This is a genomic window from Amycolatopsis sp. NPDC051128 (assembly GCF_040682715.1).
GTDB lineage: Bacteria > Actinomycetota > Actinomycetes > Mycobacteriales > Pseudonocardiaceae > Amycolatopsis.
Genome location: NZ_JBFBBN010000004.1, coordinates 131,223 through 144,630, shown reverse-complemented (window position 1 = coordinate 144,630; position 13,408 = coordinate 131,223). Strand labels below are relative to the sequence as shown.

The 13,408-nt window shown below is 70.8% G+C and carries 17 protein-coding genes; 9 read left to right on the top strand and 8 right to left on the bottom strand.

Annotation, left to right across the window (positions count from 1 at the left end; all coding sequences use genetic code 11):
- Positions 1 to 6: 6 nt before the first annotated feature.
- The 3 genes from AB0M82_RS06515 to AB0M82_RS06505 all read right to left on the bottom strand — a co-directional run bounded on the left by AB0M82_RS06515 (position 7) and on the right by AB0M82_RS06505 (position 3,217).
- The gene (locus AB0M82_RS06515) at positions 7 to 822 is read right to left on the bottom strand and encodes an alpha/beta hydrolase (RefSeq protein ID WP_364718230.1); all 816 of its coding nucleotides are present in this window, start codon (positions 820 to 822) and stop codon (positions 7 to 9) included.
- A gap of 3 nt (positions 823 to 825) precedes the next feature.
- On the bottom strand, positions 826 to 2,004 hold the full coding sequence (locus AB0M82_RS06510) for an Ig-like domain-containing protein (protein ID WP_364718229.1): 1,179 nt from the start codon (positions 2,002 to 2,004) through the stop codon (positions 826 to 828).
- Positions 2,005 to 2,161: 157 nt separating this feature from the next.
- Complete coding sequence (locus AB0M82_RS06505) at positions 2,162 to 3,217, bottom strand: UDP-N-acetylmuramate dehydrogenase (RefSeq protein WP_364718228.1); 1,056 nt, start codon at positions 3,215 to 3,217, stop codon at positions 2,162 to 2,164.
- A gap of 24 nt (positions 3,218 to 3,241) precedes the next feature.
- Between AB0M82_RS06505 and AB0M82_RS06500 the strand changes: the two genes are divergently transcribed.
- From AB0M82_RS06500 to purU, 4 genes are read left to right on the top strand one after another with little or no spacing between them, the layout of a single operon-like run.
- The gene (locus AB0M82_RS06500; RefSeq protein ID WP_364718227.1) at positions 3,242 to 3,748 is read left to right on the top strand and encodes a DUF2505 domain-containing protein; all 507 of its coding nucleotides are present in this window, start codon (positions 3,242 to 3,244) and stop codon (positions 3,746 to 3,748) included.
- Positions 3,727 to 4,527, top strand: a complete 801-nt coding sequence (locus AB0M82_RS06495; protein WP_364718225.1) for a class I SAM-dependent methyltransferase — start codon at positions 3,727 to 3,729, stop codon at positions 4,525 to 4,527. The genes AB0M82_RS06500 and AB0M82_RS06495 overlap by 22 nt, the downstream gene beginning before the upstream one ends.
- A 50-nt stretch (positions 4,528 to 4,577) precedes the next feature.
- Positions 4,578 to 5,201 (top strand): maleylpyruvate isomerase family mycothiol-dependent enzyme, encoded by a 624-nt coding sequence (locus tag AB0M82_RS06490; protein WP_364718224.1) that lies wholly within the window; start codon positions 4,578 to 4,580, stop codon positions 5,199 to 5,201.
- A 15-nt stretch (positions 5,202 to 5,216) separates the two neighbouring features.
- Complete coding sequence (gene purU / locus AB0M82_RS06485; RefSeq protein WP_364718223.1) at positions 5,217 to 6,092, top strand: formyltetrahydrofolate deformylase; 876 nt, start codon at positions 5,217 to 5,219, stop codon at positions 6,090 to 6,092.
- 27 nt (positions 6,093 to 6,119) lie between these two features.
- Here purU and AB0M82_RS06480 read toward each other — a convergent pair whose 3' ends face one another.
- Entirely contained in the window at positions 6,120 to 7,169 is a 1,050-nt protein-coding gene (locus AB0M82_RS06480) for an NAD(P)-dependent alcohol dehydrogenase (RefSeq protein WP_364718221.1), read from the bottom strand.
- Positions 7,170 to 7,261: 92 nt separating this feature from the next.
- Between AB0M82_RS06480 and AB0M82_RS06475 the strand changes: the two genes are divergently transcribed.
- Both AB0M82_RS06475 and AB0M82_RS06470 read left to right on the top strand, forming a co-directional pair.
- A complete protein-coding gene (locus tag AB0M82_RS06475; RefSeq protein WP_364718219.1) occupies positions 7,262 to 7,888 on the top strand; it encodes a TetR/AcrR family transcriptional regulator in 627 nt (208 codons plus the stop codon).
- A 9-nt stretch (positions 7,889 to 7,897) separates the two neighbouring features.
- Positions 7,898 to 8,512: a pyridoxamine 5'-phosphate oxidase family protein gene (locus AB0M82_RS06470; protein WP_364718218.1), complete on the top strand. Its 615-nt coding sequence runs from the start codon at positions 7,898 to 7,900 to the stop codon at positions 8,510 to 8,512.
- Here the strand turns inward: AB0M82_RS06470 and AB0M82_RS06465 are convergent.
- Complete coding sequence (locus AB0M82_RS06465) at positions 8,481 to 8,828, bottom strand: helix-turn-helix transcriptional regulator (protein ID WP_364718217.1); 348 nt, start codon at positions 8,826 to 8,828, stop codon at positions 8,481 to 8,483. The genes AB0M82_RS06470 and AB0M82_RS06465 overlap by 32 nt on opposite strands.
- A 69-nt stretch (positions 8,829 to 8,897) precedes the next feature.
- Here AB0M82_RS06465 and AB0M82_RS06460 point away from each other — a divergent pair, with 69 nt between their 5' ends.
- Complete coding sequence (locus tag AB0M82_RS06460) at positions 8,898 to 9,530, top strand: haloacid dehalogenase type II (protein WP_364718216.1); 633 nt, start codon at positions 8,898 to 8,900, stop codon at positions 9,528 to 9,530.
- Here the strand turns inward: AB0M82_RS06460 and AB0M82_RS06455 are convergent.
- The 3 genes from AB0M82_RS06455 to AB0M82_RS06445 form a co-directional block, all read right to left on the bottom strand.
- Positions 9,527 to 10,543, bottom strand: a complete 1,017-nt coding sequence (locus AB0M82_RS06455) for an NADP-dependent oxidoreductase (protein ID WP_364718215.1) — start codon at positions 10,541 to 10,543, stop codon at positions 9,527 to 9,529. The genes AB0M82_RS06460 and AB0M82_RS06455 overlap by 4 nt on opposite strands.
- A 95-nt stretch (positions 10,544 to 10,638) precedes the next feature.
- Positions 10,639 to 11,073, bottom strand: coding sequence for an SRPBCC family protein (locus AB0M82_RS06450; protein WP_364718213.1), 435 nt, complete (start codon positions 11,071 to 11,073; stop codon positions 10,639 to 10,641).
- An 81-nt stretch (positions 11,074 to 11,154) separates the two neighbouring features.
- Positions 11,155 to 12,018 carry an NAD(P)H-binding protein gene (locus tag AB0M82_RS06445; protein ID WP_364718212.1) on the bottom strand — a complete coding sequence of 288 codons (864 nt, stop codon included), beginning with the start codon at positions 12,016 to 12,018 and terminating at the stop codon, positions 11,155 to 11,157.
- A gap of 82 nt (positions 12,019 to 12,100) precedes the next feature.
- On the opposite strand from AB0M82_RS06445, the gene AB0M82_RS06440 reads away from it, so the two are divergent.
- Together AB0M82_RS06440 and AB0M82_RS06435 are read left to right on the top strand one after the other, a co-directional pair.
- On the top strand, positions 12,101 to 12,598 hold the full coding sequence (locus tag AB0M82_RS06440) for a MarR family transcriptional regulator (RefSeq protein ID WP_364718210.1): 498 nt from the start codon (positions 12,101 to 12,103) through the stop codon (positions 12,596 to 12,598).
- Positions 12,599 to 12,627: 29 nt separating this feature from the next.
- A complete protein-coding gene (locus AB0M82_RS06435; RefSeq protein WP_364718208.1) occupies positions 12,628 to 13,407 on the top strand; it encodes a class I SAM-dependent methyltransferase in 780 nt (259 codons plus the stop codon).
- The last annotated feature ends 1 nt before the right edge of the window (position 13,408 follow it).

Below are 13,408 nucleotides of genomic sequence, written 5' to 3'. Positions count from 1 at the left end.
CGTAATTCAGCATTCCTCGGCGAACTGCCGGAGCACCGCGTCGAACTCGGCCGCGGACTCGGCGAAGGGCGCATGCCCCCCGCCAACGAACCAACGCCCGGTGGCACCCGGAATCTTCCCGATGGCGTGCTTCGCCGCAGCGGCGTCGATCACGCGGTCGTGCGAGCCGTGCACGACCAGGGTGGGTTTGTCGACCGTGACCAGGACCCCTTCACTGCCGACGTCCCGGCGGAACAGGGCCGCGCGGACCGAAGGGGGCACGCTGAGAGAAGCGCCGAGCAGGGCTTGGGCCTGGGCGCCGGGCACCGGCCTCGCGTTCATCCCGCGGGTGAACGCGGTGAGCGCCGGGACCGCGATGTCCGGATCGTCCGAAAGCATCGCCCGCATGTGCTCGCGCATCAGCGGGCCGACGCGCCCGCCCGGCCGGTCGCGGCCGATCTCGGTGACGGCCCCGACGAGCACCAGACCGCGCAGCCGTGCGGTGCCGTGCACCCGGATGTGGTCGGTCAGCACCAGGCCGCCGTACGACCAGGCGACGACGATCGCGTCCGGCCCGGCGAAGTCGAGCACCGCGGCGAGATCGTCGGCCCAGACCCGCGGGTCGTCGTACCCCGACGCCGGGACGTCGGAGGAGCCGTGACCGCGCAGGTCCACCGCGACCAGCCGGAACCGGTCGGTCAGGGCGGGGTCGGCGAGCTGCGCCGCCCAGCACCCGGCCGACTGCGCCCAGCCGTGCACGAACACGATCGGCCTGCTGTTCTCGACGCCCTCGACCCGCAGGCCGAGCCGGACCCCGCCGTGCCCGACGACTTCGGTGCGCACGGGCTACTTCGCGCCCATCGACTGCCAGGTCTTCCAGTCGAAATTCCAGTCCTTGACGTCCGAGTTCATCGGCGGCGACAGCTTCGAACCGGTGATCTCGACCGGGTCGCCGATCATCGCGGAGTCGAAGTAGTCCTTGGCGTCGGCTTCGAGGAGGTTGACGCAGCCGTGGGAGTTGTTGGTCTTCCCGATGTTGGCCGCGTTGTCCTGGTTCTCGTGGATGTACTCGCCGTGGTTGGAGAAGCGGCAGGCCCACTTCTTGTTGACGTTCGTGTAGCCGTAGCGGGCGTTGTCGAACACCGCCGTCGGCTCCTTGCTCATGACGATGTAGGTGCCGTTCGGGGTGTTGCGCTCGGCCTCGGCGTCCAGCCCGTTGGCGCACGGATAGCTCTTGACCTGCGACCCGCCGCGGTAGACGCGCATCTGGTGATCCGGGGTGTTGACCTTGACCACCTGGTTGCGGCCGATCTTGAACTTCGTGGTGACGTCAGCCTTCCCATACGCGCCGCCGCCCAGGTCGACGCCGTAGAGCTTCGCCTCGACGTTCACGGTGATGTTCTGCGGCCAGTACTCCTTCGGCCGGTAGTCGACCTGCTTGTCGGACAGCCAGCCCCACGCGCCCTCGACGTCCTTGTCCGTCTTCACGGACAAGGCCTTCTCGACCGCCGCGCGGTTCTTCACCGGCGACGCGAACTTGACGCTGATCGGCATGGCCACGCCGACCGTCTGGTTGTCGGCCGGGTTGAGCGTGGCGCGGACCTGCGTCGCCGGGGCGATCGTGGAGAACTTGCCGGTGAACTCGACCGGCTTGCCGTCGCTGCCGGTGGCCTTGGCCGAGTAGGTGTAGGTCTTGCCGTAGCCGAGCGGCTCGGAGCTGGTCCAGGTGAGGCCGTCGGGCGAGAGATCGCCCTTGACGTCCTTGCCACCCTCGGCAGTCAGCTTGCACTCGGTGAGCTTGCCGTCGGCGACCTTGAGCACGGCGGGCTTCAGCACCGCGACGTCCTTGGCGTCGGCGGCGGGCTCGGCTGTGATCTTCGCCACCGGCGGAGCGCCACCCTGGCCGTCGGCCCCCGCCGCGCCGGTGGGCAGCGCCGTGCCGTCGTTCTGGCTCGAGCACGCGGCGGCGACCAGTGCGGCACCAGCCGCCAGAGCGGCCTTGAACACCGTACGCCGTTCGATCACCGATACCTCCCGAATTCCCCCGCCGGCCAGCGGGCACACGCTCTTAGCGCCGGCCGTGCGTCCGACGTTACCTGCCGGAAGGTCAAGACCATCCGATCAGGTGGCGACGCCTTTGTCGACAAGACGTCCTCCACACGTACAGGTTGCCCGGTTCGGCTCAAATCACGCAGTTGATCAGCAGTGGTTCGGGGTGCAACCGGACGCCGAACCGCTCGTACACGCCGTCGCGGACTTCGCGGGCCAGCGCGAGCAGGTCCTCCGTCGTCGCGTCGCCGCGGTTGGTCAGCGCCAGGGTGTGCTTCGTCGACAACGAGACGCGGTGGCCTGGCCCGGGGTGGCCCTTGGCGAAGCCGGCGCGCTCGATCAGCCAGGCCGCCGACAGCTTGACGCCCCCTTCGGCCGGGTACTGCGGGACCTCGGTGCCCACCGTGCCGGTGATGCGCGTCAGGACCGCTTCCGCCTCGGCCGACGGGACGATCGGGTTGGTGAAGAACGAGCCCGCGCTCCACGTGTCGTGGTCGTCCGGGTCGAGCACCATGCCCTTGCCGCGGCGCAGCTTGAGCACGGCTTCGCGCGCTTCGGCCGCCGGGACGCGGGCCCCGATCTCGACGCCGAGCGTCCGCGCGAGCTCGGCGTAGCGGATGGGCGCGGACAGGCCGTCCTCGCGGATTTCGAAGCGGACCGAGAGCACGACGCCCGTGTCCGTGCCCTTGAGGATGCTGGTGCGATAGGCGAAGCCGAGGTCGTCGGCCTTGAGCGTGCGCACTTCGCGCGTCACGCGGTCGTACAGCTCCAGCGAGACGATCGACTCCGCGACCTCGCAGCCGTACGCGCCGACGTTCTGGATCGGCGTCGCGCCGACGCTGCCCGGGATGCCCGAGAGGCATTCGAGCCCGCCCAGTCCGGCCTCGACCAGCGCGGCGACCAGCGCGTCCCAGTTCTGCCCGGCTTCGGCCTCGACGACGTCACCTTCTCGCCGCCACCCCGTGTTCGCCACCTCGACGAGCGTGCCGTCGAACCCCGCGTCGGCGACCACCAGGTTGGAGCCCCCGCCGAGCAGCAGCGCCGGTTCGCCCGCCGCGTCCGCCTCGCGGACGGCCGCGACCAGGTCTTCGCTGGTCACGGCGCTGACGAACCGGCGAGCCGGACCGCCGAGGCGCAGCGTGGTGTACGCGGAGAGGGTCGGGAGTGCGGGAGTTCGGCCGGGGTTCACGCGTCTGACGGTACTGTCCGGCGCATGGGATCCCGGATCGAGCACCGTGCTGAGTTCTTCGCCGACGTCCCCGCGACGTACGCGGCGGTCGCCGGTGAAGACGCCCTGCGAGCGCAGCTCGAGGAACTCGGCGGGCACGGCGCGGCCCTGCTGTCGTACGAGGTGGCCGGCACGGACCTGCGGTACGAGCTGCGGCAGGGAATCAGCGCGGACAAGCTGCCGTCGGCCGTCCGGACCCTGCACAAGGGCGACCTGCTGGTGACCCGCACGCAGACCTGGCGCGTGAGCAACGACGGCACCGGCCGGCAGGGCCAGGCGTCGGTCGAGGTCGGCGGCGTCCCGGGCGAGATCGTCGCGCGGACGGCGCTGCTGGCCAACGGCGGCAAGACCGTGCTGCGGATCAGCGGCGAAGTCACCGTCCGGATCCCGCTGTTCGGCGGGAAGCTGGAGAGCGTGATCGCCGAGCAGGTCACGAAGCTGCTGGAGCACGAAGCCGAATTCACCGCAAAGTGGCTGGCCGAAGCCGCCTGAGTCCGGTCGGCGCGCCGACCCGCGGCACGACCAACCCGAACCGCCTGCGCCGGGTCGACCGGTGGATCGCGTCGGCGCCGGTCACCACCCGGCTGCTGCGCTCGGCCACCGATCCTCTCGTCATCGACCTCGGGTACGGCGCCTCCCCGGTGACGACGGTCGAACTGGCGCGGTGGCTGCGCCGGGTCCGGCCGGACGCCCGGGTGCTGGGCCTGGAGCTGGACGCCGCCCGGGTGGCCTTCGCCCAGCCCGCCGCTTCGCCGCCGTGGCTCGAGTTCCGCCGTGGCGGGTTCGAGCTGGCCGGGACGCGGCCGGTGCTGGTGCGGGCGTTCAACGTGCTCCGGCAGTACGCGGAGGACGAGGTCGCGGGCGCGTGGGCGCTGATGCTGGACGCGATGCCGCCCGGCGGCCTGCTGGTCGAGGGCACGTGCGACGAAATCGGCCGGCTGTCGACGTGGGTGCTGGTGGCGGCGTCCGGACCGGTCTCGTTGACGCTCTCGATGCGGCTGGCGGGTCTGGAGAAGCCGTCGACGGTGGCCGAGCGGCTGCCGAAGGCGCTGATCCACCGGAACGTCCCGGGCGAGCGGGTCCACGCGTTCTTGTCCGCGTTGGACGCCTGCTGGGCGACGGCGGCGCCGCACCAGGCGTTCGGGGTCCGCTCGCGGTGGCGGGAAACGGTGCGGCTGCTGGTTTCGCGCGGGTGGCCGGTGCTCGGCCCGCCGTCGCGGGTGCGGCTGGGCGAGCTGTCCGTGCCCTGGGCGGCGGTCGCCCCGGCCTGACCGCCGCATGGTCGTCGCGAGCGAAGCCGTCCGGCGGATACGGTCGGCGCATGGAGTTCCTGGAGGCGATCGACGTCCACGCGGACGGGCTGAAACGGGCGGCGCTGGCGGCCGGTCCGGCGGCCCCGGTCCCGCACTGTCCGAAGTGGACTGTCCATGAGCTGGTGACGCACATCGCGTTCGTGCACTGCTTCGCCGTCGGCCTGGCGATGAACCGGCCCGCGAAGCCGGCACCACCGGAGGCCTGGACCGACATCCTCGGTTGGTGGGACGGCCAGCGCCTGGCCCTGCGCGAAGCACTGGGCCGTGCCCCGGAAACCCCGGCTTTCTCGCCGTACCCGGGTTTCGCCGCGACGGTCGGCGACTGGACGCGGCGGATGGCCCACGAGACCGCGATCCACCGCCTCGACGCCGAATCAGCGCTCGACGAGGTCCCGCCGACGCGCTTCTCCCCCGAGTTCGCGAACGACGGCGTCGACGAGTTCCTGACGTACCTGGCCCCACGCCTGGGCAAGAAAGCCGACGTGCGCGTCACGACGCCGGAGCGCGCGTGGACCATCGGCGGACCCGGCGCCGAGGTCTCCGGCGCCGCCGACGACGTCTACCGCGCGCTGTGGGGCCGTCCGCACCGGGCGGCCGTCACGGGTGATCTCGCACCGCTCGCGGCGCCCTGACCAGCGCAAGGGACAATGCTCGGCGTGACAGCTCCCGAACGCCGCTACGTCATCACCTTCGGCTGCCCCGACCGCACCGGCATCATCGCCCGGATCTCCGGCTTCCTCGCCGAGCACGGCGGCTGGATCGTCGAGGCGGCCTATCACACCGACCCCGACACGGGCTGGTTCTTCACCCGCCAGGTGGTCCGGGCCGACTCACTGCCGTTCGACGCCGCCGGACTGCGGTCCCGGTTCGCCGAGGTGGCCGCGGACCTGTCCGCGGACTCGAGCTGGCAGGTGAGCGACACCGGCGAGCGACGGCGAGCGGTGATTCTGGTGTCGAAGGCCGGGCACTGCCTGTACGACCTGCTCGGCCGCGTCGCCTCCGGGGAGCTCGACGTCGACATCGCGGCCGTGATCGGCAACCACGACTCGCTCGCCGACATCACCCGCGCGCACGGCATCCCGTTCCACCACGTGCCGTTCCCGGCGGACGGTAAGGCGGAGGCGTTCGAGCAGGTCCGGAAGCTGGTCGACGAGCACGAGCCGCACGCGGTGGTGCTGGCCCGGTTCATGCAGATCCTGCCCGCCGACCTGTGCCGCGAATGGGCGGGGCGGGCGATCAACATCCACCACAGCTTCCTGCCGTCGTTCATCGGCGCGAAGCCGTACCACCAGGCGCACACGCGCGGGGTGAAGCTGGTCGGCGCGACCTGCCACTACGTGACGGCCGATCTCGACGCGGGCCCGATCATCGAACAGGACGTCATCCGCGTGGACCACGGCGACTCGGTCGAGGACATGGTCCGCAAGGGCCGCGACATCGAGAAGGTGACGCTGGCCAAGGGACTGCGCTGGCACCTGGAGAACCGCGTCCTGGTGCACGGCAACCGGACAGTGGTCTTCTGACCGACAGGCTGCCGTGCACCCGCGGCGTCACGCGCCGATGGTCGCCGTGTCGATGACGAACCGGTAGCGCACGTCCGAGTTCTGGACGCGCTCGTAGGCCGCGTTGACCTGGTCGGCCGAGATCGTCTCGATCTCCGCGCCGATGCCGTGCTCGGCGCAGAAGTCCAGCATTTCCTGCGTCTCGGCGATGCCGCCGATCATCGAGCCGGCCAGCACCTTGTTGCCGCCGAGGAGCGAGAACGCGTTGTACGACAGCGGTTCGCCGGGCGCGCCGACGTTGACCATCGCGCCGCCGACCCGCAGCAGCGAGAGGTAGGCGTCCACCGGCAGCTTCGCCGACACGGTGTTGAGGATGATGTCGAACTTGCCCCTGAGGACGTCGAACGTGGCCTCGTCGCTGGTCGCGTAGTACTCGGATGCGCCGAGCTTGAGGCCGTCCTCCTGCTTCTTGAGGCTCTGGCTGAGGACCGTCACCTCGGCGCCCATGGCGGCGGCGATCTTGACGCCCATGTGCCCGAGGCCGCCGAGGCCGATCACGGCGACCTTCTTGCCGGGGCCGGCACCCCAGTGGCGCAGCGGCGAGTAGGTGGTGATGCCCGCGCACAGCAGCGGCGCGGCGACGTCGAGGTCGATGCCTTCCGGGATGCCGCAGACGAAGGCGTCCTTGACGACGATCTGCCTGCTGTAGCCGCCGTAGGTGTTCTCGCCGTCGAAGCCGACGCCGTTGTACGTCTGGATGTTGCCCTTGACGCAGAACTGCTCGGTGCCGGCGCGGCAGTACTCGCACTCGCCACAGGAGTCGACCATGCAGCCGACGCCGACGCGGTCACCGACCTGGTACTTCGTGACGGCCGGACCGACCGCGGCGACGACGCCGGCGATCTCGTGCCCGGGCACCATCGGGAAGATGGCCTGGCCCCAGTCTTCCTGGGCCTGGTGGATGTCGCTGTGGCAGATGCCGGCGAACGCGATGTCGATCAGCACGTCGTCCGGGCGCAGGTCACGGCGCTCGATCGTGGTCGGCGCGAGCGGCGCGCCCGGTGCCGGGGCGGCGATGGCGTGCGTGGTCGTGCTCATGGAACCCTCCGAGTTCAAGTACTGTGGGTCTTCGTAAGAGGCCTCTTACATGGACGACGTAAGAGGGGTCTTACATATTCCGGACGAAAGATGTGAGCCAGGTCATGGGCGGCAAGTACCACCACGGCGACCTCCGCGGCGAGCTCGTGCACATCTCCCTGGACCTGATCGCCGAACAGGGCTTCGAAGGCTTCTCGGTCGCGGAGGTCGCCAGGCGGGCGAAGGTCAGCCCCGGCGCGCCCTACCGGCATTTCGCCTCCCGGGAGAGCCTCCTGGCCGAGGTGGCGGGCAACATCGCCTGCCAGCTGGCCGACCGCGTCGCCTCGGCGGCCGGCGAACACGAAGACCCGGTGGACGCCCTGGCCGCGGCGGCGGGCGCGTACACGCGCTACCTGATCGAGCGCCGGGCCGGGATGAACGTCATCTACGCCGAGGGTCTCCACGGCCCGCGGCACACCGGTCTCCACGAGCAGACCCGGCGGCTGACCGACGAGTTCCTGCTGCGCTGCCTGGCGGTCGCCCCCGACCCGGCGACGGCGCTGGAGCTGATGGAGCAGCTGTTCACCCAGGCACACGGCTACGGCACGTTCCACCTCGACGGCGTCTTCGGCAAGCACGGCTATTCGGCGGACCTGGTGGTGCGCAAATCCGCGGAGGCCGCGCGCGCCGCCATCGTGGGGCGGATTATCGGTGGGGGGATTGTCGGTGGGGGGAGCTAAGTTGACGACATGGCGATCATCGACTCCCACGAGGCGCTGCGCGAGGTGATCGGCGAGGTCGCCGAGCGGACGCAGAAGAAGGTCATCGACCGCATCGACAAGCACGCGCGGAACCTCATCGCGCACTCGCCGTTCGTGCTGCTCGCGACGTCGGCGCCGGACGGCAGCTGCGACGTCTCACCGCGCGGCGACCCGGCGGGCTCGGTGCTGGTGCTCGACGAGCGGACGCTGGTGCTCGCGGACCGGCCGGGCAACAAGCTGGTCGACAGCTTCCGCAACATCGTCGACAACCCGCACGCCGGGTTGTTGTTCCTGGTGCCGGGCATGAACGAGACCCTGCGGGTCAACGGGCGCGCGAAGCTGGTGTCGGACGCGCCGTTCTTCGACGACCTCGTGGTGCGCGGAAAGCGGCCGAAGCTCGCGGTGGTCGTCGAGGTCGAAGAGCTGTACATGCACTGCGCGAAGGCGTTCCTGCGGTCCTCGCTGTGGCAGCCGGAAACCTGGCCGGAGCGCTCGGCACTGCCGTCGCTGGGCACGATCCTGCGCGACCAGATCTCGCTGCCGATCTCGGCGGCGGACCTGGACGCGGAGCTCAACGAGCGGGCGCTGAACCAGCAGTACTGATCTCGACAGTGCTGATGTCGGTGACGACGTCGAGCAGACCGGGGAAGCGCGCGTCGAACTCGTCGCGGCGAAGGCGGACGAAGGTGCCGTTACCCGCGTCGCGCTGGCGGACCAGGCCGGCCTCGCGCAGCACACGCCAGTGGTGCGTCCGCGTCGACTTGGCGATCGGCAGCGGGAACGACGAGCAGGCACGCTCGGCGCCGTCCCCGCTCACCAGGTCCAGGACCACGGCGCGGCGGTGCGGGTCGGCGAGCGCGGACAGCACCGTGCCGAGGTCGACGTCGGCCATCGCCGGGATCGGCAGTTCTCCGGGCATGCTGGACATGGTACGGCAGCTGTCGTACCTTTGGGCAGGTACGAGAAACTTCGAACCTTCGGAGTCCGCATGCTGTGCGTGTTCGACGTCAACGAGACCCTGCTCGACCTGGCGGCACTGGACGCCACGATGGGCGGCGCCGCGCTGCGGCGCGAATGGTTCGACCTGGTGATCCACACGGCGCTGACGGTCACGGCTTCCGGCGGCTACCGCGACTTCGCGGGCATCGCGGGCCAAGCCGCCGCCGAGGTCGCGGCCCGGCACGGACGGGAACCGGTGGACGTCGCCGCGATCGGTGCGGGGCTGCGCTCGCTCCCGGCCCACCCGGACGTCGAAGCCGGCCTCGCGAAGCTGCGCGAGGCCGGCCACGACGTCGTCGCGCTGACGAACTCACCGCTCGCCACGGCCGAGGCACAGCTGCTGAACGCGGGCCTGGCGACGCAGTTCGACCGGATCTTTTCGGCCGAGCAGGTCGGCAGGCTCAAGCCGGCGCCCGAGCCGTACCACCAGGTCCTGGACGCGTATTCGCTCGAGCCGGGCGACGCGGTGATGATCGCCGCGCACGACTGGGACATCGCGGGCGCCCAAGCGGCCGGCCTGCGGACGGCGTTGCTAACCCGCCCCGGCGTCCGCCCGCTGCCCGGCTCGCCCGCGCCCACGTACACCGCGTCGACCCTGCCGGAGCTGGCCGAACTGCTCTAGTCGGCGATACGGACGAGCATCTTGCCGGTGTTGGCTCCGGACAGCAGGCCGAGGAACGCCTCGGGCGCGTTCCGGATGCCGTCCACGAAGGTCTCCGAGTACTTGATCCGGCCGGACGCCACCAGCGGCGCGACCTCCTTGACGAACTGCGGCTGCAGACCCCAGTGGTCGAGCACCAGCAGGCCGCGGATGGTGATCCGCTTGGCGATGATCTGCGAGAGGTTGCGCGGCGCCGGGGTCGCCTCGGTGGCGTTGTACAGGGAGATCATCCCGCAGACGGCGATCCGGCCGTGCAGGGTGATCGCGTCGATCGCCGCTTCGAGGTGCTCACCGCCGACGTTGTCGAAGTAGACGTCGATGCCCTCGGGCGCCGCGGCGTGGAGCTGCTCGGCGACCGGGCCGTCCTTGTAGTTGAAGGCGGCGTCGAAGCCGAGGTCGTCGATCAGGTGCCGGACCTTCTCCGGCGACCCCGCCGAGCCGATGACGCGCTTGGCGCCCTTCAGCTTCGCGAGCTGGCCGACCAGCGAGCCGACGGCGCCGGCCGCGCCGGAGACGAATACCGTGTCGCCCGGCTTGAACTCGGCCGACTCCAGCAGGCCCGCGTACGCGGTCAGGCCCGGCATGCCGAGCACGCCGAGGTACGTCGACAGCGGCGCGGCGTCGGCGTCGACCTTGACGTAGTGCTTGGCGTCCAGCACGGCGTGCGTGCGCCAGCCGGACTGGTGCAGCACGTGTTCACCCGGCTTCACGTCGTCGATGTTCGACTCGACGACCTCGCCGACCGCCCCGCCGCTCATGACCTCGCCGACCTGGAACGGCGGCGCGTACGACTTCACGTCGCGCATGCGGCCGCGCATCGCGGGGTCGACGCTCATGACGAGGTTGCGCACCAGGATCTGGCCTTCGCCCGGGCTGGGGATCTCGGTGTCCACGATGGCGAAGTTTTCGTGCGTGGGGACACCGTGCGGGCGCGAAGCGAGCCGGATCTCGGTTGCCTGAGTGGGTGCGTTCACCGTGGAACTCCTAGGTCGACTTCAAGCGGGGCAAGCGCCCCGGCTTCCCTCCGGGACAACCGACTAAACGGGGCGCACATTCCGATTGTGACTCGTCACACGATCTCCGCCAAGTTCGCGAGCACGCCGTCGTAGATCTTCTTGAGACCACCGGGCGCGAACGTCTTCTCGAAGAAGCCGCCGACACCGCCCGCACCGTCCCAGGTCGTCTCGATCTTCACGACACTGCGCTCGCCCGCCTCGGTGACGGTCCAGGTGGTGACCATGCTGGAGTTCGCGTCGGTCTCGACCAGGGTGCCGGGCTTCGGCTCGGTGACCGTGGCCTTGACGTCGCGCACGCGCTTGGAGGTCGCCTGCAGCTTCCAGCCGGCCTTCGTCCCGGCGCCGACGCCGCCCTCGGTCACCTCGTAGTCGCGGTAGTGCTCGGTGAGCAGCTTCGGGCGCGTGTCGGCGTAGTCGGCGACGAGCGCGCGCACCTTGTCAGCCGGGGCGTCGATCGTGCGCTCCGCGGTGGCCGTGACCTTTCCCATGACACTCCTTCTCCCGTGTTCGCGAACAGGCTCCACGATTCCACCGCACCCCGCACGGCCGATCGGCGCCCTCGGTGAGCGTCACTCCTCAGCCGGCCGGAAATCGTCGGCGTGGTCGGCGGCCCACTCGGCGAACGTGCGCGCCGGGCGGCCGAGGATCTTCTCGACCTCGGGCGTCGGCGGGAACTGCGGCCGCGCGAGGTGGGCGGCGTAGCGCGCCATCATCGCGGTGACGAACGGCTCCGGGAAGCCGTTGGCCAGCATGCCCCGCGCGGCGGCCTCGGCCGGGATTTCATGGAAGCGCAACGGCCGGCCGAGCGCGTCGCCGATGAGGCGGACCATCTCCGCGTGCGACAGCGACTCCGGGCCGGTGAGGTCGATGCGGCGTCCGAGCAGGTCGTCGCCGACGAGGGCGCGGGCGAGCACCGCGACGAGGTCGCGTTCGTGGATCGGCGACTCCTCGAACCCGGCGTGCACGTAGCGGACGTCGTCTCCGGCGCGGATCTGGCCGCCCCAGGCGGAAAGCGCGTTGAGCGCGAACGAGCTCGGCCGCACGCTCACCCACTCCAGGCCGCTCGTCGCGGCCGCGACGTCCACCTCCTTGTTGCGATCGCCGCGGAAACGCGACGGCTGCGCGGCGAGGTCGTCGTCCACGTTGGCGGCGGCGAGCGCGACGACGCGGCGGACACCGAGGTCGCGGGCCAGCGCGACCAGGTCGTGCGCGGCGTCGCCGACGGCACGCGCGTGGAGGAACAACGCGGAGGCGCCGCGTAGCGCGTTCGCGAGGGTCTCGGGTCGCGACGGGTCTCCTTCGACGACCTCGACGTCCACGGGAAAACCCGCGTTCCGTGGTCCGCGGGTGACGGCGCGGACGCCCGCGGTTCCGGTGAGTTCGGCGGCGAGCAGGCGGCCGACCAAGCCGGTCGCCCCGGTGAGCACGATCATGGTGAGTCCTTTCCCCCGGGCGGCGGTCCCGCATCGGGTTACGCTGATGCCTGAAGTTCAGATGATATTAGGAGCATATCATATGAGTTCCATATCTGATGCCGACGCGGAGGCCGGTTCGCGTCGCCGGCGGTCGACCGTGGCGGTGAAGGAGTCGCTGCGGGAGCTGCGCAACCAGCTTTCGCTGCTGAACCACCAGGTCAGTGCCCAGCTGGCGATCAAGGACATCGATCTGGACTGCCTCGAGCTGATCGCCCGGCACGGCCCGCTGAGCCCGAGCGCGCTCGCCCGCCGCGCCGGCCTGCATCCCGCGACGATGACGGGCATCCTCGACCGGCTTCAGAAGGGCGGCTTCGTCGTCCGCGAACGCGACCCCGAGGCGGCCGACCGGCGCGCGGTCGCCGTGCGCGCGGTCCGCGGCCGGAACTCGGAGATCTTCCGGCTCTACGCGGGGATGAGTACCGCGATGGACGAGCTCTGCGCGGACTACAGCGAGGACGAACTGGCGCTGATCGCCGGGTTCCTGCGGCGCGCGACGTCGGCCGGGCACACCGCGACGGGTGACCTGGCTAGCGGCTGACCAGCGGTTTTTGTGCTGTACTCGGGGACATGTGGCAGTCAGGCGACGCGTACGAGGCCTACATCGGACGGTGGAGCCGCCGGATCGCGGAGACCTTCGTGCGGCGGCTCGCCGTCCCGGCGAGCAGACGCTGGCTCGACGTCGGCTGCGGCACCGGCGCGCTGACCTCGGCCGTGCTGGCCGCGGCCGATCCCGCGGAAGTCGCCGGCGTCGACCCGTCCGAAGACTTCCTGAAGACGGCTCGCGCGAGCGTGACCGACCGGCGGGCGTCGTTCACGCTGGCCGATGCCCGTGAGCTGCCGTTCCCGGCCGCCCGGTTCGACGTCGTCGCGACCGGCCTGGTCCTGAACTTCGTCCCGGACCCGGCCCGCGCGGCGGCGGAGATCGCGCGGGTGACCGTCCCGGGTGGACTGGCCGCGGCGTACTTGTGGGACCTCGCCGAAGGCATGCGGCTCATCCGGCACTTCTGGGACGCCGCGGCCGAACTGGACCCCACGACGGTCGCCGAACTGGACGAGGGCCGCCGCTTCCCGCTGTGCCGCCCGGCGCCGCTCGGCCGGCTGTGGACGGAGGCGGGCCTGACCTCGGTTTCGGTCGGGGAAATCAAGATTCCGACGGTGTTCAAGGATTTCGACGACTACTGGCAGCCGTTTCTCGGCGCCCAGGGACCGGCGCCGGCCTACCTCGCGACGCTTCCCGAGGTCCGTCGCGACCAGATCCGCGAACTGCTGCGCAGCCGCCTGCCGACGAACCCGGACGGCTCGATCCCGCTGACGGCCCGCGCGTGGGCCGTCAGCGGGATCGCGTAGT

Excerpts from the sequence above, each read along its gene's own strand:
- AB0M82_RS06500 (WP_364718227.1), top strand. The coding sequence starts at position 3,242 with ATGGGATCCCGGATCGAGCACCGTGCTGAGTTCTTCGCCGACGTCCCC.
- AB0M82_RS06490 (WP_364718224.1), top strand. The coding sequence starts at position 4,578 with ATGGAGTTCCTGGAGGCGATCGACGTCCACGCGGACGGGCTGAAACGG.
- purU (WP_364718223.1), top strand. The coding sequence starts at position 5,217 with ATGCTCGGCGTGACAGCTCCCGAACGCCGCTACGTCATCACCTTCGGC.
- AB0M82_RS06480 (WP_364718221.1), bottom strand. The coding sequence starts at position 7,169 with ATGAGCACGACCACGCACGCCATCGCCGCCCCGGCACCGGGCGCGCCG.
- AB0M82_RS06470 (WP_364718218.1), top strand. The coding sequence starts at position 7,898 with ATGGCGATCATCGACTCCCACGAGGCGCTGCGCGAGGTGATCGGCGAG.
- AB0M82_RS06465 (WP_364718217.1), bottom strand. The coding sequence starts at position 8,828 with ATGCCCGGAGAACTGCCGATCCCGGCGATGGCCGACGTCGACCTCGGC.
- AB0M82_RS06460 (WP_364718216.1), top strand. The coding sequence starts at position 8,898 with ATGCTGTGCGTGTTCGACGTCAACGAGACCCTGCTCGACCTGGCGGCA.
- AB0M82_RS06450 (WP_364718213.1), bottom strand. The coding sequence starts at position 11,073 with ATGGGAAAGGTCACGGCCACCGCGGAGCGCACGATCGACGCCCCGGCT.
- AB0M82_RS06445 (WP_364718212.1), bottom strand. The coding sequence starts at position 12,018 with ATGATCGTGCTCACCGGGGCGACCGGCTTGGTCGGCCGCCTGCTCGCC.
- AB0M82_RS06440 (WP_364718210.1), top strand. The coding sequence starts at position 12,101 with ATGAGTTCCATATCTGATGCCGACGCGGAGGCCGGTTCGCGTCGCCGG.
- AB0M82_RS06435 (WP_364718208.1), top strand. The coding sequence starts at position 12,628 with ATGTGGCAGTCAGGCGACGCGTACGAGGCCTACATCGGACGGTGGAGC.